25 protein-coding genes, 1 tRNA gene and 1 pseudogene are annotated in these 21,765 nt (G+C 61.4%); 15 read left to right on the forward strand and 12 right to left on the reverse strand.

Translation table 11 applies throughout. The features are described from left to right. Positions 1-55: 55 nt before the first annotated feature. The 7 genes from PVU19_RS13315 to PVU19_RS13345 all read left to right on the forward strand — a co-directional run bounded on the left by PVU19_RS13315 (position 56) and on the right by PVU19_RS13345 (position 6,466). On the forward strand, positions 56-550 hold the full coding sequence (locus PVU19_RS13315; RefSeq protein WP_200901882.1) for a hypothetical protein: 495 nt from the start codon (positions 56-58) through the stop codon (positions 548-550). Between the two features lie 295 nt (positions 551-845). Then, positions 846-2,246 carry a 3-isopropylmalate dehydratase large subunit gene (gene leuC / locus PVU19_RS13320; protein WP_050663954.1) on the forward strand — a complete coding sequence of 467 codons (1,401 nt, stop codon included), beginning with the start codon at positions 846-848 and terminating at the stop codon, positions 2,244-2,246. Continuing rightward, positions 2,246-2,851, forward strand: coding sequence for a 3-isopropylmalate dehydratase small subunit (leuD, locus tag PVU19_RS13325; RefSeq protein ID WP_050663953.1), 606 nt, complete (start codon positions 2,246-2,248; stop codon positions 2,849-2,851). The genes leuC and leuD overlap by 1 nt, the downstream gene beginning before the upstream one ends. 334 nt (positions 2,852-3,185) lie before the next feature. Then, positions 3,186-4,031 (forward strand): hypothetical protein, encoded by an 846-nt coding sequence (locus tag PVU19_RS13330; RefSeq protein WP_050663952.1) that lies wholly within the window; start codon positions 3,186-3,188, stop codon positions 4,029-4,031. Between the two features lie 53 nt (positions 4,032-4,084). Continuing rightward, a complete protein-coding gene (locus PVU19_RS13335; RefSeq protein WP_338049938.1) occupies positions 4,085-5,083 on the forward strand; it encodes an endonuclease/exonuclease/phosphatase family protein in 999 nt (332 codons plus the stop codon). 91 nt (positions 5,084-5,174) lie between these two features. Further along, positions 5,175-6,281, forward strand: a complete 1,107-nt coding sequence (leuB, locus tag PVU19_RS13340) for a 3-isopropylmalate dehydrogenase (protein ID WP_050663951.1) — start codon at positions 5,175-5,177, stop codon at positions 6,279-6,281. 108 nt (positions 6,282-6,389) lie between these two features. Then, positions 6,390-6,466, forward strand: a tRNA-Pro gene (locus tag PVU19_RS13345). Positions 6,467-6,537: 71 nt separating this feature from the next. Here the strand turns inward: PVU19_RS13345 and PVU19_RS13350 are convergent. After that, positions 6,538-6,771 carry a tyrosine-type recombinase/integrase gene (locus PVU19_RS13350; RefSeq protein WP_050663950.1) on the reverse strand — a complete coding sequence of 78 codons (234 nt, stop codon included), beginning with the start codon at positions 6,769-6,771 and terminating at the stop codon, positions 6,538-6,540. Between PVU19_RS13350 and PVU19_RS19400 the strand changes: the two genes are divergently transcribed. After that, positions 6,691-6,975, forward strand: coding sequence for a DUF1272 domain-containing protein (locus PVU19_RS19400; protein WP_420833230.1), 285 nt, complete (start codon positions 6,691-6,693; stop codon positions 6,973-6,975). The two genes, PVU19_RS13350 and PVU19_RS19400, sit on opposite strands and share 81 nt — an antisense overlap. A 219-nt stretch (positions 6,976-7,194) precedes the next feature. Here PVU19_RS19400 and PVU19_RS13355 read toward each other — a convergent pair whose 3' ends face one another. The 6 genes from PVU19_RS13355 to PVU19_RS13380 all read right to left on the reverse strand — a co-directional run bounded on the left by PVU19_RS13355 (position 7,195) and on the right by PVU19_RS13380 (position 10,971). Beyond that, positions 7,195-7,482, reverse strand: a complete 288-nt coding sequence (locus PVU19_RS13355; RefSeq protein ID WP_235575874.1) for a DoxX protein — start codon at positions 7,480-7,482, stop codon at positions 7,195-7,197. A gap of 62 nt (positions 7,483-7,544) precedes the next feature. Continuing rightward, positions 7,545-8,012, reverse strand: coding sequence for a peptide-methionine (R)-S-oxide reductase MsrB (msrB, locus tag PVU19_RS13360; protein ID WP_082237874.1), 468 nt, complete (start codon positions 8,010-8,012; stop codon positions 7,545-7,547). Between the two features lie 73 nt (positions 8,013-8,085). Beyond that, positions 8,086-8,646, reverse strand: a complete 561-nt coding sequence (locus PVU19_RS13365) for a fasciclin domain-containing protein (RefSeq protein WP_050663947.1) — start codon at positions 8,644-8,646, stop codon at positions 8,086-8,088. Positions 8,647-8,682: 36 nt separating this feature from the next. Further along, entirely contained in the window at positions 8,683-10,098 is a 1,416-nt protein-coding gene (gene tnpC, locus PVU19_RS13370; RefSeq protein WP_274789764.1) for an IS66 family transposase, read from the reverse strand. Positions 10,099-10,423: 325 nt separating this feature from the next. Continuing rightward, positions 10,424-10,555 (reverse strand): hypothetical protein, encoded by a 132-nt coding sequence (locus PVU19_RS13375; protein ID WP_268785361.1) that lies wholly within the window; start codon positions 10,553-10,555, stop codon positions 10,424-10,426. 14 nt (positions 10,556-10,569) lie between these two features. Then, entirely contained in the window at positions 10,570-10,971 is a 402-nt protein-coding gene (locus tag PVU19_RS13380; RefSeq protein ID WP_050664440.1) for a hypothetical protein, read from the reverse strand. 230 nt (positions 10,972-11,201) lie between these two features. Here PVU19_RS13380 and PVU19_RS13385 point away from each other — a divergent pair, with 230 nt between their 5' ends. Then, entirely contained in the window at positions 11,202-11,633 is a 432-nt protein-coding gene (locus tag PVU19_RS13385) for a LysR family transcriptional regulator (RefSeq protein WP_274789772.1), read from the forward strand. A gap of 264 nt (positions 11,634-11,897) precedes the next feature. After that, a pseudogene (locus tag PVU19_RS19405) lies at positions 11,898-12,023 on the forward strand (hypothetical protein); the annotation flags it as partial. A 191-nt stretch (positions 12,024-12,214) separates the two neighbouring features. Here PVU19_RS19405 and PVU19_RS13390 read toward each other — a convergent pair. Genes PVU19_RS13390 through PVU19_RS13400 form a run of 3 tightly spaced genes read right to left on the reverse strand, consistent with a single transcriptional unit; the run spans position 12,215 to position 14,863 of the window. Then, entirely contained in the window at positions 12,215-13,126 is a 912-nt protein-coding gene (locus PVU19_RS13390; RefSeq protein WP_050664442.1) for a LysR family transcriptional regulator, read from the reverse strand. Positions 13,127-13,130: 4 nt separating this feature from the next. Next, positions 13,131-14,411 carry a TRAP transporter large permease gene (locus PVU19_RS13395; RefSeq protein WP_050664443.1) on the reverse strand — a complete coding sequence of 427 codons (1,281 nt, stop codon included), beginning with the start codon at positions 14,409-14,411 and terminating at the stop codon, positions 13,131-13,133. Then, positions 14,408-14,863 (reverse strand): TRAP transporter small permease, encoded by a 456-nt coding sequence (locus PVU19_RS13400; RefSeq protein ID WP_050664444.1) that lies wholly within the window; start codon positions 14,861-14,863, stop codon positions 14,408-14,410. Before PVU19_RS13400 ends, PVU19_RS13395 begins: the two co-directional genes overlap by 4 nt. A 98-nt stretch (positions 14,864-14,961) precedes the next feature. Here PVU19_RS13400 and PVU19_RS13405 point away from each other — a divergent pair. After that, a protein-coding gene (locus PVU19_RS13405) for an IS630 family transposase (RefSeq protein ID WP_274789773.1) occupies positions 14,962-16,112 on the forward strand; the annotation gives its coding sequence in 2 pieces (ribosomal slippage) (positions 14,962-15,412 and positions 15,412-16,112; 1,152 coding nt in all). A 48-nt stretch (positions 16,113-16,160) separates the two neighbouring features. Here the strand turns inward: PVU19_RS13405 and PVU19_RS13410 are convergent. Then, positions 16,161-17,123 (reverse strand): TRAP transporter substrate-binding protein, encoded by a 963-nt coding sequence (locus PVU19_RS13410; protein ID WP_274789775.1) that lies wholly within the window; start codon positions 17,121-17,123, stop codon positions 16,161-16,163. A gap of 284 nt (positions 17,124-17,407) precedes the next feature. Here PVU19_RS13410 and PVU19_RS13415 point away from each other — a divergent pair, with 284 nt between their 5' ends. Next, positions 17,408-18,280 carry a polysaccharide deacetylase family protein gene (locus PVU19_RS13415; RefSeq protein ID WP_274789776.1) on the forward strand — a complete coding sequence of 291 codons (873 nt, stop codon included), beginning with the start codon at positions 17,408-17,410 and terminating at the stop codon, positions 18,278-18,280. A gap of 74 nt (positions 18,281-18,354) precedes the next feature. Here the strand turns inward: PVU19_RS13415 and PVU19_RS13420 are convergent, their stop codons facing one another. Further along, entirely contained in the window at positions 18,355-18,537 is a 183-nt protein-coding gene (locus tag PVU19_RS13420) for a hypothetical protein (RefSeq protein ID WP_274789777.1), read from the reverse strand. 59 nt (positions 18,538-18,596) lie between these two features. On the opposite strand from PVU19_RS13420, the gene PVU19_RS13425 reads away from it, so the two are divergent. The 3 genes from PVU19_RS13425 (at position 18,597) to PVU19_RS13435 (ending at position 21,740) form a co-directional block, all read left to right on the forward strand. Next, entirely contained in the window at positions 18,597-19,832 is a 1,236-nt protein-coding gene (locus PVU19_RS13425) for a DMT family transporter (protein ID WP_274789778.1), read from the forward strand. A gap of 313 nt (positions 19,833-20,145) precedes the next feature. Further along, positions 20,146-20,937, forward strand: a complete 792-nt coding sequence (locus PVU19_RS13430) for a transporter substrate-binding domain-containing protein (protein WP_050663017.1) — start codon at positions 20,146-20,148, stop codon at positions 20,935-20,937. Positions 20,938-20,996: 59 nt separating this feature from the next. After that, positions 20,997-21,740: an amino acid ABC transporter permease gene (locus tag PVU19_RS13435; RefSeq protein ID WP_050663016.1), complete on the forward strand. Its 744-nt coding sequence runs from the start codon at positions 20,997-20,999 to the stop codon at positions 21,738-21,740. The last annotated feature ends 25 nt before the right edge of the window (positions 21,741-21,765 follow it).

Raw genomic sequence — 21,765 nt, forward strand, 5'->3', positions numbered from 1 at the left:
AGCCGGTCCCGCCCCCTGTGGTCCGGCACTGGATGAGTTGCAGGAGAGATGCAAAATGACTTTCACCAAATACCTTGCCGCATGTGCCGCCGCCCTGATGATGACGGGCCCCGCCCTCGCCGCCCCGGTCGCGGTCAGCACGGTTCTGGACCCGCAGGAACAGATGCGCTTCGAGATGGGCGACGGATCGAAACATTTCGTGCTCGCCGTGCGCCGCGAGGGCGTCTCGGAAGGCGACGGCGTGCTCGCCGGGGCCAATGTCACCGAATTCGGCTGGCATGACATCAACCCGCCCCAGGCCGGTGACCCGCAGGGCTATCTGCGCTTCACGGCTGAGAACGGCGATGTGGCGATCATCAAGTTCACCGTACGCGCCGTGTTCATGAAGGGCGAGGACAAGCCCGTGCTGCATGACGACGGCTTTTGGGAGCTGGTCAACGGCACCGGCCAATTCGCAGGCCTGCGCGGTGTCGGTCATCTCAAGATCGAACCGGCGGGCGGGCCCAAGCGGCTCTTCACCCTGACCGGTGAAATTGCCGACGCACCCTGAGACCGGGCGGGGCATGGGGGCGCTGCCCCCGCCGCCCGATGGGCGACTCCCCCGGAATATTTCGGGCAAGATGAAACGGGGGCGCGGCCGTGCCTCCGTTTTGCATGGCGCGCCCTCTTGATAGAGCCGCCACGGCGCTGTATCTGCGGTGCATGACACGGATTTTCGACATGGATGATCGCGCCCGCCTGCCCTGGCGGTTTTTCGGGGCGATGTGCAGCATAACCGCGCGGGCCTGAGCCGCGCGCGCAACCGTCATATCTGAAGTAGCCACCAGCAAAACGGGAGAGGACGCATGTCCCCCAAGACACTCTATGACAAAATCTGGGATGCCCATCTCGCCCACGAGGCCGAGGACGGCACCTGCCTTCTTTATATCGACCGTCACCTCGTGCACGAGGTCACCAGCCCGCAGGCCTTCGAGGGGCTGCGCATGGCAAACCGCACCGTGCGCGCGCCCGACAAGACCATCGCCGTGCCCGATCACAACGTGCCCACCACCCCCGACCGGGTGCATGGGATCGAGAACCCCGAAAGCCGCATCCAGGTCGAGGCACTCGACAAGAACGCCGAGGATTTCGGCATTCACTATTACCCGGTCAACGATGTCCGCCAGGGCATCGTGCATATCGTCGGCCCCGAACAGGGCTGGACCTTGCCGGGCATGACCGTGGTCTGCGGCGACAGCCACACCGCCACGCATGGGGCATTTGGCGCGCTCGCGCACGGCATCGGCACCTCGGAGGTCGAGCATGTGCTGGCCACCCAGACGCTGATCCAGACCAAATCGAAGAACATGAAGGTCGAGATCACCGGCAAGCTGGCCCCCGGCGTCACCGCCAAGGACATCACGCTTTCGGTCATTGGGGCCACCGGCACCGCAGGCGGCACCGGCTACGTGATCGAGTATTGCGGCGAGGCGATCCGCGACCTCAGCATGGAGGGCCGCATGACGGTCTGCAACATGGCGATCGAGGGTGGCGCGCGCGCCGGTCTGATCGCCCCGGACGACAAGACCTTTGCCTATGTGCAGGGCCGCCCGCACGCCCCCAAGGGCGCGCAATGGGAGGCCGCGCTCAACTGGTGGAAAACGCTCTATTCCGACGATGACGCGCATTGGGACAAGGTCGTGACCCTCAAGGGCGAGGAAATCGCCCCCGTCGTGACTTGGGGCACCAGCCCCGAAGACGTGCTGCCGATCACCGCCGAGGTGCCGGACCCGTCGACCTTCGCCGGTGGCAAGGTCGATGCCGTCAAGCGCGCGCTGGACTACATGGGTCTCAAGCCCGGGCAGAAACTGAGCGAGGTCGAGATCGACACCGTCTTCATCGGCTCCTGCACCAATGGCCGCATCGAAGACCTGCGCGCCGCCGCCGAGATCCTGAAAGGCAAGAAGATCGCGGTGAAACGCGCCATGATCGTGCCGGGCTCCGGCCTCGTGCGCGCCCAGGCCGAGGAAGAGGGGCTCGCCGACATCTTCAAGGAGGCAGGCTTTGAATGGCGCCTTGCGGGCTGTTCCATGTGCCTCGCCATGAACCCCGATCAACTCAGCCCCGGCGAGCGTTGCGCGGCCACCTCGAACCGCAACTTCGAGGGCCGTCAGGGCCGCGGCGGCCGCACCCACCTGATGAGCCCCGCCATGGCGGCGGCGGCGGCGGTGACCGGTCGGCTCACAGATGTTCGGGAGATGATGTGATGGAAAAGTTCGAAAAACTCAGCGGCATCGCCGCGCCCCTGCCGCTGATCAATGTCGATACCGACATGATCATCCCCAAGCAGTTCCTCAAGACGATCAAGCGGTCGGGACTGGGCATCAACCTCTTCGACGAGATGCGCTATGACGATGACGGCAACGAGATCCCCGATTTCGTGCTCAACAAGCCGCAATATCGCGACGCGCAGATCCTCGTCGCGGGCGATAATTTCGGCTGCGGCTCCAGCCGCGAGCACGCCCCCTGGGCGATCAAGGATTTCGGCATCCGCTGCGTCATCGCACCGTCCTATGCCGACATCTTCTACAACAATTGCTTCAAGAACGGCATCCTGCCAATTGCCCTGCCGCAGGAGCACATCGATGTGCTGATGAAAGAGGCCGAAAAGGGGGCCAATGCCCGCATCGAGGTCGATCTCGAGGCGCAGACCGTCTCAACCTCGGACGGCGAAGTGTTCGCCTTCGAGGTGGACGCGTTCAAGAAGCATTGCCTGCTGGAAGGACTGGACGATATCGGCCTGACGCTGGCCAAGGCCGACGCCATCGACGCCTTTGAGGCGCGCGCGGCACAAGCACGCCCCTGGGTCTGAGCCCCGGATATCGCAAACATCAAAAACGCCGCGACACCGCTCGCGGCGTTTTTCATTGGTCAGCGCCCTTGTGCCTCACTCCGCCCGGACCACAAGATGGAGTGGTTACATGAGGTTATGCCGCAAAGTTGACGTAACTATGATGTAATCCTGCACCAGTCACTCCTTCAATTCGCCCAATATCTTTCGTCTGATTCACCAAAGTCTTGTGATCAACTGCGAAAGTAGGCAAAAATTGGGCGGAAATGAGGCACCCCGCCATAATATGCGGGATCAAGTTGGACCAGGGACGCGGCGACGCATCGCGACCGACCAAGTTGAAAGGGAACGGGCATTGTTCTCACAAATCCGCGGCGCGCTCGCGCGGGCCATACTGATCTCATTGCTGGTGGCGACACCGGCCCTTCTGATGCCGTCCACACCACCTGACACGGCGCAGATCGTGATCGTGTTGTCCTTCATCGCCGGGTTCATGACCTTCATCGAATATTACGGCGAATATCCCAGCATCATAGAGTTCCGCTTTGCGCCGCCGTTCAACCGGATCAAGTTCTTCTCGCTCGCGCTGATCCTCATCACCCTGTCGCTGATCCTGCGCGGCCAGAGCGATCCGACGGTCTGGACCGTTCTGATCACGCATTTCGCCCACGGATTGGGCGAAGCGGTGGATTTCCCCTATTCCCCGGTGCGCCTTGTCGTGCTGATGATGCCCGCCGATGCCGATGCGGCCCTGATCGAGACCGTGCGCATGGCAGCGGGCGTGGCCTATACCGTGTCGCTGGGGATGATCCTGGTCTTTCTCACGCTGGTGCGTCTGCTGGGCTGGCCCGCCAGGTCGGGGGCCTTCAACGTCTGGATCAACCTGCCGCTTTTCGATCCCACGGGCGGCGGCGATGTGCTGCACCGGCTGCGCCGGGATGCCGGTCTTAACGTTGTGTTAGGATCTTTGCTGCCATTCTTGATCCCGGCCGCCGTGAGCGCGGCCTCGAGCCTGATCGATCCGATCTCGATCGCGCATCCGCAAACCCTGATCTGGACGATGACAGCATGGGCCTTTCTTCCTGCCAGCATGTTGATCCGCGGCATCGCGATGAGCCGCATCGCCGACATGATCGAGGACAAGCGCCGCCGCGCCTATGCCGCCGACGATCTCGGGGGCAACGGGCTGCAACGCGCCTGATCGCGCTCTGCCTCGCGCTGCTCTGCCTTGGCTGCCCCGCCACCGCCGACAGCCTGCGCCTCGCCACCTGGAATGTCGAATTGGAACGCAGGGGCCCCGGCCTTCTGCTCCGCGATATCCTGCGCGAGGACGACCCGCAGATCACCGCCATCGCCGCGGTGATCGCGGCCCTCTCCCCCGACATCCTGCTCCTGCAGGAGGTCGATCATGACCATGACCTGCACGCGCTGCGCGCCCTGCGCGACCGGCTGGCACAGGACGGGCCGCACTATCCGCACATCCTTGCCCTGCGCCCCAATAGCGGCATGCATACCGGGCACGACATGGACGGCAACGGGCGCTGCTGCGACGCGCGCGACGCGCAGGGCTACGGCGCGTTCTCCGGTCAGGGCGGCATGGCGCTCCTGTCGCGCCTGCCCATCGACCACGACGCCGTGCGCAATTTCAGCGACCTGCTGTGGCGCGACCTCCCCGGCGCGCTGCTACCAACGCATGACGATGGCACCGCCTTCCCCTCCCCCGAGACGCAGGCGGTGCAGCGGCTCTCCTATACCGGCCATTGGGTGGTGCCACTGATGCTGCCCTCGGGGCCGCTTCATCTCCTCGCCTTTCACGCCACGCCGCCGGTCTTCGACGGGCACGAGGACGCCAACGGACGCCGCAACCACGACGAAATCCGCTTCTGGCAGGTGTTTCTCGACGGGGCCTTCGGCCCGCCCTCGCAGGCGCGCTTCGTGCTGATGGGCGACGCCAATCTCGACCCGGATAACAGCGACGGACGGCAGGGCGCAATCCGCGCCCTGCTCGCCGATCCGCGCCTGCACGACCCGCGTCCGATGCGCCCCGGCCCGGTCGCACCCACGCCCGACAAATCCGGCGATCCGCGCCTGCACACGGTCGACTGGCCAGACCCCGGCCCCGGCAGCTTGCGCGTCTCCTACATCCTGCCATCGCGCGACCTGCGCGTCACCGGCACAGGCATCCACTGGCCCGAGGACAGCGCCACCGCCAGCCGTCACCGGCTCGTCTGGGTCGATCTGACACTGCCCTGACACTGCCCTGAGCATGCGCTTTCTTGACCCCGCCACGCCTTGGCTATAGGCCCCCTGCATCATTCAAAGCCATAACCAAGGACCAACGCCCATGAGCAACCCTTCGCTTCTCATCCTGCCCGGTGACGGGATCGGCCCCGAAGTCATGGCCGAAGTCACCAAGATCATCGGCTGGTTCGGCGACAAACGCGGGGTCACCTTCGATGTGAGCGAGGATCTCGTCGGCGGCTGCGCCTATGACGCGCACGGCACGCCGCTGCACGATGACACCATGGCAAAGGCGCAAGAGGTCGATGCCGTCCTGCTCGGCGCCGTCGGCGGGCCCAAATACGACGACCTCGACTTCAGCGTAAAGCCCGAGCGCGGCCTCCTGCGCCTGCGCAAGGAAATGGACCTTTTCGCCAACCTGCGCCCGGCACAGTGCTTCGACGCGCTGGCGGATTTCTCCTCGCTGAAAAAGGATGTGGTCGCCGGCCTCGACATCATGATCGTGCGCGAACTCACCTCCGGCATCTATTTCGGAGAGCCGCGCGGCATCATCCAGGAGGGCAATGAGCGCGTCGGCATCAACACCCAGCGTTATACCGAAAGCGAAATTGACCGCGTCGCGCGCTCGGCGTTCGAGCTGGCGCGCAAGCGATCGAACCGCGTCTGTTCGATGGAAAAGGCCAACGTGATGGAATCCGGCGTGCTCTGGCGCGAGGTGGTGCAGCGCGTGCATGACACCGATTACCCGGATGTCGAGCTCAGCCACATGTATGCCGATGCAGGCGCCATGCAGCTCTGCCGCTGGCCCAAGCAGTTCGACGTGATCGTGACCGACAACCTCTTCGGTGACCTGCTGTCAGACGCCGCCGCGATGCTGACCGGCAGCCTCGGCATGCTGCCCTCGGCCTCACTCGGCGCGCCGATGGCCAATGGCCGCCCCAAGGCGCTTTACGAGCCGGTCCACGGCTCCGCCCCCGACATCGCCGGTCAGGGCAAGGCCAACCCGATCGCCTGCATCCTCAGCTTCGCCATGGCGCTGCGCTATTCCTTCGACATGGGCGAAGACGCGACGCGCGTGGAAAAGGCGGTCGAGCAGGTTCTGGCCGACGGGCTGCGCACCGCCGACCTTCTGGGCGAGGAGGGGGCCACCCCCGTCTCCACCAGCGAGATGGGCGACGCCGTCGTCGCCGCCCTCGACGCGAGCCTCTGAACCACGTGAAAACGGGCGCGGGCACACCGCCCGCGCCCGCACTGTGCAAGACCCCGGAAATCCCGCTTGCAAAGCCCCGCCACGACGTATAATCGCCTGTCTCACGGTCGGAGTGTAGCTCAGCTTGGTAGAGCACTGTCTTCGGGAGGCAGGGGCCGGAGGTTCGAATCCTCTCACTCCGACCAATGAAACAAGGCCCCTCACGGGGCCTTTGATGTTTTAAAGACAGTGCTCCAAGGTTCGTCGAACCTGCACGCTATCCGAACTCCAGTGCACTGGCCGCCTTGCGGAGATGTTCCGGACTGTAACGCGCGTAAATGGAGGCCGTGATACGCGAGTCTGAATGCCCAAGATACTGGGCGATCTCGTCCATCGTCACACATGCTTCAGCCATGTGGACAGCAGCCGTGTGGCGCAGCACACGCGGAGAGACATCGCGCAGCCCTGCATCAACCACAGCGGCCTTGAAACCCTTTTTGATGGACTTCAACTGTCGCGCATATGCACCTATTGTGCCGAATGTTTGGAAAAGATCCTACACAACGTGTGTGCAACATGCGGCGGGGGCTTTGCACAACGACCAATTCGCCCACAGAGTGCCCATCGTGATCAGCCCAAGCTTGGCTTGAGGAATCAACCGCCAGCACAGTTCGAAAACATTCAAAGTGGACGCGTGATCAGGTTGATGCATTAAGCGTAAAGCTCCGAGACTTGCCGCCACAGGAACGTTAGGTCTATTGCTCGCAAACGATGATCGTGTCTGGGACGCTGACCATCGTGCATGGCACAGCTAGGGTCTGGCTCGAGCCCATCTGCACCAGACGCTGCGCGGCGGATGAGCGTCCAGTTATTGAGTCGCAGCCTACGAGATTGCCCAAATCACCGTTTTGACCATAAGCTTTTGGTCCTGTGCTCAAGTGCTATTTTCCAACGATGCCGACAAGATCAGGCACCCGCCCGCCACCGCCCAGTTCTTGATCATGATCGACATCTGCCATGGGTCCGATGGAATGAAATGAAAGGCGCTAGTCAGCAGGCAATAAGCCGCCAGCAAACGTCCCAGGGATTTCAGGAACCTGCCCGCGATAAGAAGCCCGGCAGCCAACGCGTTGAACGCCAGGGCGGGCCAGATCAACAACTCGGGCAATCCAGAACCCGCCAGAAGCGCCTGCGCAGGACCTGGGTCAATTGTCTTCTGCACGGCCCCGGCAAGAAAAAGTATCGCCAAGAGATACCGCCCGGCGACCCATTCAAATCTATTGGTCATTCGCCTGGAACGAAGGTCAGGCTGAGACCATTCAGGCAATGACGTTTGCCCGTCGGCTCCGGTCCGTCATCGAAGATATGGCCCAAGTGGCTGCCACATCGGCGGCAATGCACCTCGGTCCGGACCTGAAAGAGAAGTTTCCTGTCTTCTTTAGTCCTAACAGCATCCGGCAGGCTTTCATAAAAGCTCGGCCAGCCGGTTCCACTGTCGTATTTCGAGTCCGAGACATAAACCGGGAGGTCGCACCCACGACAATGGTATGTCCCAGTGCGCGTTTCTTCATTGAGTGGGCTAGTGTATGGCCGCTCGGTTTCTTCCTCGCGCAGCACCAGGTATTCGTTCTCGCTCAGGCGGTCGCGCCACTCCGCTTCGGTGCGGCAAATCTCGAAACCGCATGTTGAGGCGTGGAGAGGCCGTGCCATCAAGGCGGCTCCCGTCATCAAGAGAAATGCTCTGCGTTTCATGGTTTCACCTCTTCGAAAAATGCCCGGACGGACCAGCGGGGGGCGTCGGCCCGCCCAGGCGGTTCTGCTCGACCTATTTCGGAACGAGGACCGTATCGACGACGTGGATCACGCCGTTTGACTGATCGACATCCGCGATGGTCACGCGGCCCGCGTTGCCGCTTTCGTCGTAGATGAAGATGTTGTTTCCCCTGACTTGGGCCGACAGGGCGTCGCCCGACACCGCATTGAAGTGATAAAAGCCATCGGACGAAGCGCGCGCCTGGCGTGCGATCTCGGCGGCGGACCAGTCACCCGCAACCACGTGCGCGGTCAGCACCTTGGTGAGCATGTCCTTGTTTTCGGGCTTCAAGAGCGTGTCGACGGTGCCGTCCGGCAGGGCCGCGAACGCGTCGTTGACCGGCGCAAAGACCGTGAATGGTCCGGGGCCTTGCAGGGTTTCGACCAGCCCCGCGGCCTTGACCGCGGCAACGAGCGTCGTGTGGTCGGCCGAGTTCACGGCGTTTTCCACGATGTTTTTCGTCTCGAACATCGGCGCGCCGCCAACCATCGGGTTTTCTGCATAGGCGGCAGTCGCGATGGTTAATGCTGCAACGGCAGTGGCCAGTTTGGATACGATTTTCGTAACTCCCAAGCACCCTCTCCGATAAGGTTGTGCGGGGGGCTGCCTTCAGAGCCGAGCGATGATCTGAGATGGTGACAGGGTCAGGGTGTCGAGGACATTGAGCCCGTGTTTTCTGGCCGTCGAGATGACGGACCTGATGTCGGCGAAGACCTGCGCACCCTCAACTGTGCGGAAGGTGCCCGAGATTTTCATGCGCAGCTTCATCATGCGCAGGTCCTGTTCAGCCTGGTTGTTGGTGAAGGGGACTGCGAAGTCGGCGAGGAACCGCAGGACGTCGTCGCGGTAGTCACGCAGGCGGATGAGCAGGTTATGGCCTGGCCGCCTGGCTTGTCGGCCGCGGGTGCCGGGGCTTTTGGCCAGTGGGGGCTGACGTTCGTGGAAGGCGAGCCCTTCGGCGAGGATCGCCATGTATCTGGTGACGATACCCTGGCGAACCGGTTCCGGAAGTTCGGTCTCGCCTCGGTGCTGAGCCTCGCACCTGAGCTGATTGGCGCGGTTGAGCACCGCGCTCACCTCTCTCGCCCACGGCTCCTTTTCGATCTCTTCGATGGCCTTGAGTTCGCGCAAGTGATGCGCCCCGCAGAGGGCGTGGGCGTCGACCCCACTCATATGGGCGTAGTAGGGTTTCCAGTGATCATGAACGATCGTCCCGCCGGTCAGGAAGGTTGGAACGGCACCGCGCCTGGTGTCGATGCGGTAATGCGTGAAGGCGGTATCGCAGATCGAGTGCAGCCAGTGCAGCTTGCCGGCAACACGAAGTCCGGTCTCGTCCAGATGCCGAACGCCGCCTTTGGTGAGGCGGGCAAGAATGTGCTCGACCACGCCACCCAAGGTGTGCGCCGCGCGGTTCACCCAGTTGGTCACGCTGGCTGCGCACAGGCTGGTGGCCCCAAACAGGTCGCGCAGGAGCAGGCAGACCCGATCCTCGGGTATCAGCTGCTGAACATTGCAATAGACCGCCGCCGCCCGCATGCGCGTGCCGTATTGCACATGCGCGTTCACGCCATCGGGAAAGCCAGCCGTCGTCATGGCTCGACAATGGTCGCAACAATAAACCGCCGCCTGATGCTCGGTGACCTCCAGGCGCGGCGCGGGCAGGTCGAACACCTGACGCTTCTCCATCCCCTTCGTCATCTCCGCCGTCAGGGCGCGTTGACACGCGCCACAACGCGTCGCTTCATGCCGTTCGACAAAATCGGGTGTTGGCGTCTGGCGCAGGGTGTTGCCCCGGTGGCCAACCTGGCCGCCGCTTTTCTTGCCGGACTTGCCACGCAGGCTGCGCGGTGACGGTTTCTTCAGGCCATCACTCGAAGGGGGCTTGCTGCTATTGTTGCTGTTCTTGGCCAACTGTCGGCGCAGATCCGCGTTTTCTTCCGCCATGGTCGCCAACGCGGCTTCAAGCTCAGTGATCCTGCGCAGAGCCGTGGCGAGTTGTTGTTCAAGGGTGGTAAGCCGATCCATGCCACCACTGATTCAGAGAAATCGACCCGGCGCCACGGAATTCAGCCCGGAACGAAAACTTCACGCGCCGAATGGCAAATTGGACTCACCCCGAAACTGACAATAACCCCTACCGCGGGGGTGCTTGGGAGTTACCGATTTTCATGTATTTCTCCTCCCAATAATGTCCGCAGCTTTCCTGCGTTATTGACAGAAGATACGGATGCGCCAGCGAAAGAGTTTCAGCCTGCCTGAAAAATCTACATCGAAGAAGTCGTCAGCGGCTGGGTTGGCCCCAATGAGCGCTCAAGTGGATGTTGGTTGCGCAGGGGTGCAATTCTCTTTCCTATGCCCTCCTGGTCTCGCAGACGCGGCGCAGCAGTTGCACACGCCACAGGGTCGGTCCAGGGTCGCGACCAAGACTGATCGTCCGCAGGAACTCCACCCAGGCGCGCTCGTTTTCGGTGAGGTCTTCCATGTTCTGGATCTCCTTCAGCGGCCAAAAATCGCGTTGATCGCCGCCTGTGAGCGGCTGGTGAGGCGCGGATCGCTGTTGTCGGAGGCCGTGCGGATAGCCTCAATCCAGCCGCGCTCGTGCTCGCTGACCGGCGTGCCGAAGATTTCGATGACTGCCGCTGCCGCCGTCTGTCCAACGGCCTGCTCCAAGGCGAGACGCATCAAATAGGCCCGGTCACACTCCAAGGCGCGCGCCATGGACGGCACCCGGTCAAGTGCGAGCTTGCTGGCACCACTCTTGACCATGCTCACCATGTTTGCGTTCGGGTATCCGGCCTGCGCGGCGATCTCGGACTGCGTTTTCTTCGACTTCAACTCCAACACCCTACGTGCGACATATTTCGCCAGCCGGGTGTCCTGATGCGGTCTCTTGGTCATCGCTGTTTCTCTCATTTGTGACGCAGCACGCGCTGCATGTCTTCGCTATAGCAAGCGTGAGATTGGGAAAGTGTGGCGGGATGAGAGGCGATATAATGTTCTAGTTCTTTGTCTTGGTTAGAACCGCAAGTTGCAGATGTTCGAGTGTTATCGCTGGTGCCAAGCCGACGCTCGGCGTGGCTACATCGCATCGCAGCACACAGCGTTTGAAAATTGCGCATGATCGATCCATGCCGAAATCAGAAAAAATGCGGTGGACGATCAACGAAATCGAGACCTTTCTCGTGGTTATCGATGCAGGCTCGATTTCGGGCGCTGCAATCCGCGTGGATGTCTCGAAATCCGTGATCAGCAAGCGGATCAGTGACTTCGAGACAGCCCTCGGAACAGCCCTCTTCACACGCCACGCAGGACGCATCACACCGACGGATTCGGCGCTGACACTCGCCGAGCGGCTGCGACCGGCGCTCGCGCACCTGGTCAATGCGACTGAAAGTGCGGTCTCTGACGTCAAGGAACTGCGTGGTCAGCTATGCATATCGGCACCGATGAGCTTCGGCATCCATCATCTTGGCCCGATCAATGCTTTAATTGCCCGGGCACATCCCGCACTGGAGATCGTCCTCGACTATGACGACGCCATGGTCGATCTGGCGCGCTAGGGTCATGACGTTGGCATTCGTCTAGGTGAGATGTCCGACAGCACGCTCCTCTCGCGCAAGCTCTGCGAGGATCGGCGCGCCATCGTCGCAAGCCCCGACTATATTGAGCGTCATGGCCCGCTCACTGACCCGGCTTAGCTCTCGGAGCATGCCACGATCCGTTCTCTGAACCGACGGATCGGCGACATCTGGCGTTTCAAGCCGCATGTTCGGCCTCCCCGACCCTCGCATCTTGTCACCAACAATGGCGAGGCGATGCGCGACATGGTCTGTGCCGGACTTCGCATAGCGCTTCTACCAATGTTTATCGTTCACAGGGATATCAAGGAGGGTCGGTTGGTTCAGGTTCTGCCGGACCTCCGCCCACACGGCTTGCCGATCCATGTCGTCTGGCCGCCGGTCAAACCCATGCCGCAAAAGCTCAGGCTCTTCATAGACCACCTCGTGGATATGGGTCAGCTAGCAGCTGCGATCAGCACCTCGACAAGGATTTCGACTAAATCCACGCCGCCTACTCACCAAACGAATGCTGGAATTGCGCTACGGCAGCCGGACAACTCGCAGGTCAAAGGCGGGCTGCTTCACGTGCGGATCTCCTTGAAGACATCCGACACAACCTTGAGCAGCCATTTCTGTCCCGGCTCGCGTTCGGTCCTGAGATCCCAGCAGAGGTCGAACGAGAACACCACTTCTTCCAGTGGCAGGGGTGACGCCTTGAGATTGCGCAGGCGTGGGTCGAGCGAGAAGAGCCGACGCGGCGCGATTGCGATCAGGTCGGACTTGGCCACGATATCGGGAATCTCGAACCAACTTGCCACGGTCATCGCCATGTGCCGCTCCAGGCCGCGCGCGGCAAGTGCGTCATCTATTACCGTGGTTCCGGTGGCCGATTGCGACAGCTTAACATGGGGAAGTTCGGCATAAAGCTCCGCCGTCATCGGATCATTCGCACGCGGATGGTCACGGCGCATCAGCACGACGATCTCATCTGCCAAGAGCCGCTGCGAGCGCACCATCTCGGGCTGAAGTCGTCCCGGGGTGAGGCGCACCTGCATATCGACCCTGTCCCAGACGCTCTCGGGCGAGATCGAAAACGGCAGGATGTCGAACGACACGCCGGGCGCCTCGACCTGCAACCGCTCGGCCAACCGTGGCAGCAGAAAACCTGAGACGTAATCAGCGACCTGCATGGTGAAAACCCGCTTCGCCTCGGAGGGCACGAACTGGTGTTGCAGCGAAATCGCCGTCGAGATGAAGCCTAGTCCACGTTCGATATCGGCGCTCAACTCTCGCGCGCGGTCGGTGGGGCGCACCCCCTCTGCGGTGTGAAAGAACAGCTCGTCGTTAAGCATGACGCGCAGACGGGCCAGCGCATGACTGACCGCCGAGGGCGACAAGCCAATTTCCTCCGCGGCCCCGGCAATGGAGCCGCGTGCCATGATGGCGCGGAAGATCACCAGCAGATTGAGGTCGAAATTGCGCAGGTTCACCATCGCATCACCGCATGAGGCTTACAAAGGACAGCGTCACCTGCGGGACGAAGGCAACCAGTAGAAGCACCGCAATCATCACCCCCAGCATCGGGATCAGCGGCCGCGCGATCTGGCCGATCCGAAGACCGCTGATCGCCGCCCCCACAAAGATCGTGTAGCCAAAGGGCGGCGTTGCCATGCCGATGGTGAAATTGATCGCCACCATCGCCCCGAACTGCACCGGGTCCATGCCAAGCTGCTCTCCGATGGGAATGAGGAAAGAGGCGAGGATGATCATCGCGGCGAGATTGTCCATCACGCAGCCGATCACCAGCAAAAGCAGATTCACCAGCAGCAGGTAAAGCGCCGGGGTGTCGGCAAAGCCTTCCATCGCCTGTGTCACCTGACCGGGGATGCGCTCGAAGGCCATGACCCAGCCGAAACCGTTGGCCAGCGCGATGATGAACATGACGATGGTCATGGTCTTGAGCGATCCGCGCGTGACCGGAACGATATTGTCCAGCGTCAGTTCCCGGTAAACGCCAAAGCCCAGCACCAGCGCAAACACCGCTGCGACGATGGCCGCCTCGGTCGGCGTGACGATCCCGCCATAGATGCCACCCAGCACGAGGATCGGCCCACAAAGCGCCCATTTCGCAGCGTTGAAGGCGGCCCAGACCTCGGCGCGTGTCGCCTTGGGTTGCGGCGCGATGTCATGCTTGCGCGCGTGATGCCAGCAGAGCGCCATGAGGCCGAGCGCTAAGAGGATGCCCGGCACGATACCGGCGAGAAACAGCTGGCTGATCGAGGTCTCCGACATCACCCCCCAGACCACCATCGGGATCGATGGCGGCAGCATCGGCCCGATGATCCCGCCTGCGACCGCGAGGGCTGTGGCGAAGGCGCGCGAATAGCCGCGCTTTTCCATTTCCGGGATCATGATCGCCCCGATGGCCGCCGTGGTCGCGGGCGCGGAGCCCGAGAGCGCCGCGAAGAAGGCGGCTGCCAGAACCGCGACCATGCCCAGCCCCCCGGTGCGGTGCCGCACGAGCACGTCGGCGAATCCCACCAGCCGACGCGAGATACCGCCCGCCGTCATCAGGTCACCGGCGAGAATGAAAAACGGTATTGCCAACAGGCTGAAGGATTGCGTGCCCGAAACCATGCGCTGCGCAAATATCATCATGTCGATATCGGCGCTCCAGAGCGCGCCTATCGTGGCCAGGCCGATGGCAAAGGCCAACGGCACGCGCAACACCAGCATCAGCGGCAGGCCAAGCGTCAGGACAAGAAGGGTAGTGTTCATGCGGCGGCCTTCTCGGGGTCAGCAGGCGTGACCAGCCGCGCCAGCCCATGCAGGATGAAAAGCGCCCCGCAGACCGGCACGCAGAGATAGAGCACCTCGATGGGAATTTGCAGCGCGGCGGTGAGTTGCCCCGCCGTGCGCCCGACATAGGCAATCCCGGCGGTGAGCGTAACCCAGCCGAACAGGATCGCGAGAGCGGCCACCAGCCGGTCGGCCCATCCCTGCAACCGCTCAAACTGCGCCGGAATCGACTCGACAGCGACGTGAAAGCCCTCACGCAATCCGACGGTGGCATAAAGCAGCACCAGCCAGGCGAAGAGAATGATCGCCAGTTCCTCGGTCCAGCTCGGCGGCGCTCCGAGGAAATAGCGCATCAGCACCTGTGTCACGAGAAGGCCCAGCATCACAAAGATCAGCCCGACGCAGAGATTGGCCACGAGGCGCGAAGTCACGCGGCTCGTGGTTTCAATGACTAGTCCTCAGCTTCAGGTTATTTGACACGAGGACATTTCTCTGAATCACTGTCGAAAATGGTCGAGAGGTGATTGAGATGACGAAAACAGGGCCGTTGGTGAAATATGTGGTTCGGTTGAGTGCTGATGAGCGGTCGTTCCTTGAGGGGATGATCCGGACCGGTCGGGATGCTGCTTACCGGCTGCTGAAAGCACGGATCTTGCTCAAGGCGGACGCATCTGTGGAAAATGGCGGCTGGGATAATGCGCGGATTGCTACGGCATTGGACACCAGCGCGTCGACGGTGCTTCGCACGCGCCGCCAGTTCGTGGAGGAGGGTCTGGAAGCGGCCCTGGCGCGCAAAAAGCGCGAGACGGCGCCAACGCCCCGGATCTTTGACGGGGAAGCGGAGGCGCGCTTGCTGCAACTGGCCTGTTCGGAACCACCCGAAGGCCATGCGCGCTGGTCCTTGCGGTTGTTGGAAAAACGGGTGGTGGAACTGGGCATCGTGGAGGCAGCCAGCGACAGCACGATCCAGCGCGTGCTCAAAAAAACGCGCTCAAACCGCATCGAAGCCGCTACTGGGTGATCCCGCCCAAGGCCAACGCTGCCTTTGTCGCGGCGATGGAAGATGTGCTGGAGGTCTACACGCGCCCGCATGATCCGGCGCGCCCGCTGGTCTGTCTGGACGAGACGAGCAAGCAACTGACCAATGAGACGCGCACGCCAATCCCGATGGGGCCCGGCCGCGACGCGCGCTTCGACTATGAATACGAGCGCGCCGGCGTGGCCAGCCTGTTCATGCTGTTTGCGCCTCTGGAAGGATGGCGTCATGTCGCCGTTCGCGAGCGGCGCACGGCCGTCGATTATGCCCATATTCTGCGGGACCTGGCCGATACCCATTTCCAAGAGGCTGAAAGGATCGTTCTGGTGCAGGACAATCTCAACACCCACCGGCCAGCCTCGCTCTACGAGGCGTTCGACCCGGCCGAAGCCCGCCGGATCGCAGAACGGTTCGAATGGCACTACACACCGAAACACGGCTCCTGGCTCAACATCGCTGAATGCGAACTGAGCACCCTCGCACGCCAGTGCCTCGACCGCCGCATCCCCGATCGCGGGAAACTCGAAGAGCAGACCAGGGCATGGGAAATACCCCGCAACCAGGGCGGCACAGCCGTCAAATGGCGCTTCTCAACCGAGGACGCGCGCATGAAACTCGCCCACCTCTATCCGCAGATAAGCTGAATCGCAGGACTAGGGCGATCCTGCGCACGCGTGCCTCGTTTGGTGCCGTCAGTCCGACGACACGGCTTGCAGCGCACTGTCGAGCAGCTCTTCACCGATGGTCGCCTCGAAGCGCTCGTAAACCGGACCGACCTTGGCGCGGAACGCGCCCACATCGTCGATCTCGTTGATTTCCATGCCCTTCTCTTTCAGCGCCGCGACCACGTCCGCCTCGGCTGCGGCGACCGCATCGCGTTGTTTGGCAATCGCCGCCTCACCGGCCTCCATCACCGCCTGTTGCACATCCTCGGGCAAATTCTCGAAGCTGCGCTCCGACATCAGCAGATGGATCGCCGAGTAGGTGTGCCGCGTGAAGCTGAGATACTTGGTGACCTCGGCGTAGTTGTTGGAGTTCACCACCGAAGTTGGGATTTCGAGCCCGTCAACGGTGCCCTGCTGCATCGCGGTGAATACCTCGCCCCAGGCCATCGGCACCGGGCTGCCACCGAGCGAAGAGAACATCTCGATAAAAACGGGGTTCTGCATGGTGCGGTATTTCACGCCTTCGACATCCTCGGGTGTGCGCACGGGCCGGGTGTTGTTGATCATGTTGCGAAAGCCGCCTTCGGCCGCCCCCAGAGAGACGACATCATGCTCACGCAGGTTGGTCGCCAGTTGTTGCCCCACCTCTCCGTCAAGCACCGCATGCGCCTGCTCGGCGCTGCCGAAGAGGAACGGCAGATCGACAAGCTGATAGCTGGGTTCGAGATTGGCGACCACGGCGTTGGTGATGATCCCCATGTCGATCGTACCGAATTGCAGCCCTTCGAGTATCTCCTTGTCGTCGCCCAGCTGTCGGTTCGGAAACAGCTGCACCTCGACCCGTCCGGGCAATGCCGCCTCCAGCTCGTCCTTAAAGGCATGGGCGGTGATCGCATAGGGATCGGTCGGGCTGTCAGCCGTGAGCCAAGCCAGCTTCAGCTCGATCTCGGCGGCATGCGCGGCACCGGTCAGGGCTATGCTGGTGAGCATGGCGCCAACCGCTCTGCGTGTGAAAGTCATGGTCATCGGTTTTCCTCCCTTTGATGATCGTCCGGGTCTCTCCCTCGTCCCGGAGGTCTGACCGAAGCCTACACGCGCGCCAACCGATGCAAATAGTGCATAAGTCGCACTGTAACCTGCACATCATGCAGGTTCCAAACTGAAATCCCTGCAGGATGCTCTGAAAGAAATGAAGTTTTCTCAGGCAGAGTCACCCCGTAAGCTTGAACAAAGCCAGCTCTGCTCCGGCAAGTGGCGCAAGAAGGAAGAGGTGCATGACCCAGATCGAATTTGAGACACGACATCTGGCACCGGATATTTTCTGGCCCGACAACCGTCGGATCGCCGTGGTATTCAACCTTGCCTACGAGATGTGGTCACCAGGGGTGACATCCGGGGTTGGGCCGATGGGCAACATACTCGGCGACGGTCTATTTGACCCCAATGCCGACAGCTACGGGCGCTACAACGCCACTCACGGCATCCCACGGCTTGTCTCGATTCTCGAACGCCACGAGGTTCCAGTCACGCTGATGACCTCCGGGCTGGTGGCTGAGACCTTTCCCGAACAGCTCCGCACCTACGCGGCCCGAGGTCATGATATCGTCGGCCACGGCCTTGCCCAGGACATGATCTTTCCGACGCTTTCCGCTGACGACGCAGAGCGCTCGATCATCCGCAGCACGGCGGCAATCGAAGCCGCAATCGGACGCAGGCCCACCGGTTGGATCAGCCCCAGAGTGACATCATCGACAGCGACGCAAAGCATGCTTGCCGCCCACGGATATCATTGGCACGGCGACGTGCTCGATGGCGACCTTCCCTACCTCCAGAAGTTCGAGAATGGCGACATTCTGGCAATTCCGATGTCGATCGAGTTCAACGACCTGCCGCACGCCATGCGTTTCGGCCGCACCCCGACGCAATTCGTCGAGATGTTTCACGACGCCTTGACCGGATTGCGGTCGCAGCCTGCGGAAACGCTCATCCTCGACATCATTGCACATGGCCATTGCTACGGTCGCCCCGCTGCCGCCTGGGCCATCGACGAAATCGCAAGCCTCTGCAAGGAGGACGACTCCATCTGGCTCACAACGCGCTCCGAGATCGCAGCACATTACAAAAAGATCGGCCGGCACGCCGCTTGATCTGTGTGCAAATGCAAGGGTGACATGAGCGCGCTCCAATCTAACAGCATGGTCCAAAGGACAATGCCGCGAATTCAGACCGGACATGCATCCACAAGGCCACGGTTCGACGTCTGCGCCAAGTGTTGATTATGTGTCGTTTTGCTGATTGCACCCTTACCGAAGCAAGCGCGAATTCCAAGGAAATCAGGTTCCGGATTCATATAATCCACACGCGCCGAGATGACGGCATTCAGCGGCCAGCCTGAAACTTTCATCGTCCGTCCTGCGTGCTTCGTTGTGACCCTGCCCGAAATCCCGGGCCTGAGGAGCAACGATGCAGAACGCAATAAACCTTAGACGGCCCATAACAACAGACATCTGTCTGGCCATCCGCCGCCTGCCAATGGCGAGTTGGGGATTGATCTGTGCCTGGACCGCAGTGCTCATCTATGCGGCGTCGAATTCCATCGTGGCACTGCTGGTCGACATCGGCGAGGCCAACCCAGTCAACCAAGGGCGCAACGCCATAACCTACATGAACCTGCTGTTGCTGGGCTCGCTTCTCTCGGTCATCCCGATGGTTTTCCTGTTCCGGCGCGACTGGACCCGTGCCAACATCGCGCGGCTGACCGGCCGCGACTGGCGTATGCTGACGCTCTCGGCCTTTCTGTCCTCAGCGCTGACGCCGGGGCTGTTCTTCTACGCGCTGGCCCATACCAGCGTGACCAACGTGGTTCTGGTCTCGCGGATCGAGCCGCCGCTTTTTCTCTTGGCCGCCTGGCTGGTGCTGAATGAGCGGGTCTGCCGTCGCACCATGACGGCCGGGTTGATCGCCCTGACCGGTGCCGTTGTGATGATCGGATCGCGCGACGGTGGCGGGGTCGGCGCGCTTGGCACCGGCGAATGGGCCACCGTGGCGGCAACACTGTCCTACGTCGCCTCGACGCTGGTGACCCGAGTGAGCCTGCGCGATATCCCGCTCGGGATCTTCTCGATCTATCGCACCGTCGTGGGCGCGGCGATCTATTTCGTGCTCGTCTCGGCGCTCTACGGCCCGCAGGTGTTCCGCGACATTCTTTCACCGCTGCTGTGGCAGTGGATCTGGCTCTATGCAGGCGTGGTCATCGTGCTGGGCCAGTTGGCCTGGAACATGGCACTGAAACACGCACGCGCCTCTGAGCTTTCGCTCGCCACATCCTTCTCGCCGCTCGCTGCGATCCTGATTGCGATGGTGCTTCTGGGCGAAACTGCGGGGCCGGGCCTGATACCGGGCGCTGCGCTGATCGTGCTGGCGATTGCGATCGGCAATGGTCTCTTCTCGCGGCAGCGAACTGCACCGATGGACCATGGCGTCGCAACCAACGACCGGGAGCGGCACACGCCGTTCGCCTGGTCGCCCCAATCCCACGTGCGGCCACAATGGGTTCGGTTGATCCCAGCGCCATCCCATCCAACGGCCAGCCAACTGGCCGAGTCCAGACACGGCGCGCCAACCGGAGCATACCCGCCATGGCCCCTCTCAACGGCCCCACCTAGATTGCCTTGGTCACGCCCTGCTCTGGGAGGATAGGCCAAGTCACCAATCAGTGTCGGCCGTTCACGTTCTGACAAAAAGCAGTAGGTCTCGCTTTGATCTGACAACAGGCTGAAAGCCAAGCCGATCTCTTAAGCGACTGCTACTGTTACAATCTCTTCAAAGTATCGCCTTGTCTAAGCGGCTTAACGCAACACGCTCCGCAACGTGTCAGGCAAGCGAAATTCTGACATCTAGAGTCAGAATTTGCCAGATTCAGGGTTGAAGTAATGTCTAAGTTTCGAACTGATGGAACTACAACCGACCAACGGTGAAAAAACTCAGGGAGATTGAAATGATTAAGACAACCATGAACACCCTCGCGTCAGCTCTTGTTTTATCGGCCATGGGCCTTACAGCGGCCTCCGCCGATGTGCTCGACACCATCAAGGAACGCGGCACACTCGTCGTGGGCGTCAAGGCCGATTACAAGCCCTACGGCTTTCTCGATTCATCCGGCAACATCATCGGTATCGAGCCCGATCTTGCCAAGGATGTTGCCGACAAGCTGGGGGTTGAGGTTGAGTATGTGCCGGTCGTCAGTTCGAACCGGATGCAATTTCTGGAGCAGGGCAAGATCGACCTGATGATCGCGACGATGACGGACACCGAAGATCGTCGCAAGGTCGTGCACATCGTAGACCCCAATTACTACTCCTCCGGAACGAACATCCTGGCGCTCAAGAGCCTCGGCCTGGAAGAATGGGAAGACCTGCGCGGCAAGCCTGTCTGCGGCATTCAGGGGGCATTCTACAATAAGTCCACGTCGCAGAACTATGGTGCGGAGATCGTCGCCTTTACGGGCACGGCAGAGGCGTATTCGGCTCTCAAGGCCGGCAATTGCGCCGCGTTTGTCTATGATGACAGTGCAATTGTCGCAAAAACAAATGATCCCGAATGGTCGGACTACGAAATGCCGCTCAAGACGATCGACGACGCGCCCTGGGGGCTGGCCGTCCAGTTGGGCGAGGATGAGTTCGCGAGCCTGATGAGCGACATGATCACCGAATGGCACAAATCCGGTCGTATCCTTGAGCTTGAGACGGAGTGGGGCGTGGCCAACACGCCGTTCGCCGAAGCGATGCACGCGAAGTTCAAGTAAACTACAGCTGGCGAAGCCTTCTGCTTCGCCAGCCAATTCTGCCCCGGAGCGCCTCCGACATGGACGTCATCTTTGAATGGTTTCGTGTTCTCTACGACGAAACCGGCATAAACCTGCCATTTCTTTACGATGCGTATGACCGCAATCGCATGATCGACGGATTCTTCACGACGATCCGGCTTTCGCTGGTCTGTTTGTTCTTTTCAGTGCTCATCGGGGTGGTCGGGGCGTGGCTGCAAGGGTCATCGTTCAAATGGACCCGTCGTATCGTCAACGGGTATATTCAGCTCTTTCGCAACACCCCGCCGCTGGTTCAGCTATATTTCTTTTATTTCGCCATCGGGACTATGCTGCCGACGGTGGAGAATGACTGGGGCGGCCAATCGCCGATTCTGGGCAGTTTCGCCTGGGCGGCGATATCGCTGTCCTTCTTCGCCGGGGCCTTCAATGTCGAGATATTCCGCTCTGGGATCGAGGCGGTGCCGAAATCCACCGTCGAAGCGGCAGAGGCTCTCGGGTTTTCGAGACTGCAGATCTACCGTGATGTGACGCTGCCTCTGGCGTTCAGGGTGGTTTTGCCGGCGCTCAACAACAACCTCGTCAACCTGGTCAAGACAACCACACTCGCCTATGCGATTGCCGTGCCCGAGATGCTCTACGAGGCCAACCAAATATGGTCCGACAACGTGAACGTCACCGAGATGATGATCTTCCTCCTTCTGGCGTATTTTGTCTTGGTCGGCATCCTCGTGGGCGGCATGAACCGTTGGGAGCGCGCGATGAGAATTCCGGGGTTTGGCTAATGAGCTATAAGACCGACCTTCCAGT

Origin of the sequence: Roseovarius tolerans, from assembly GCF_028885395.1 — a bacterium.
Taxonomy (GTDB): domain Bacteria; phylum Pseudomonadota; class Alphaproteobacteria; order Rhodobacterales; family Rhodobacteraceae; genus Roseovarius; species Roseovarius tolerans.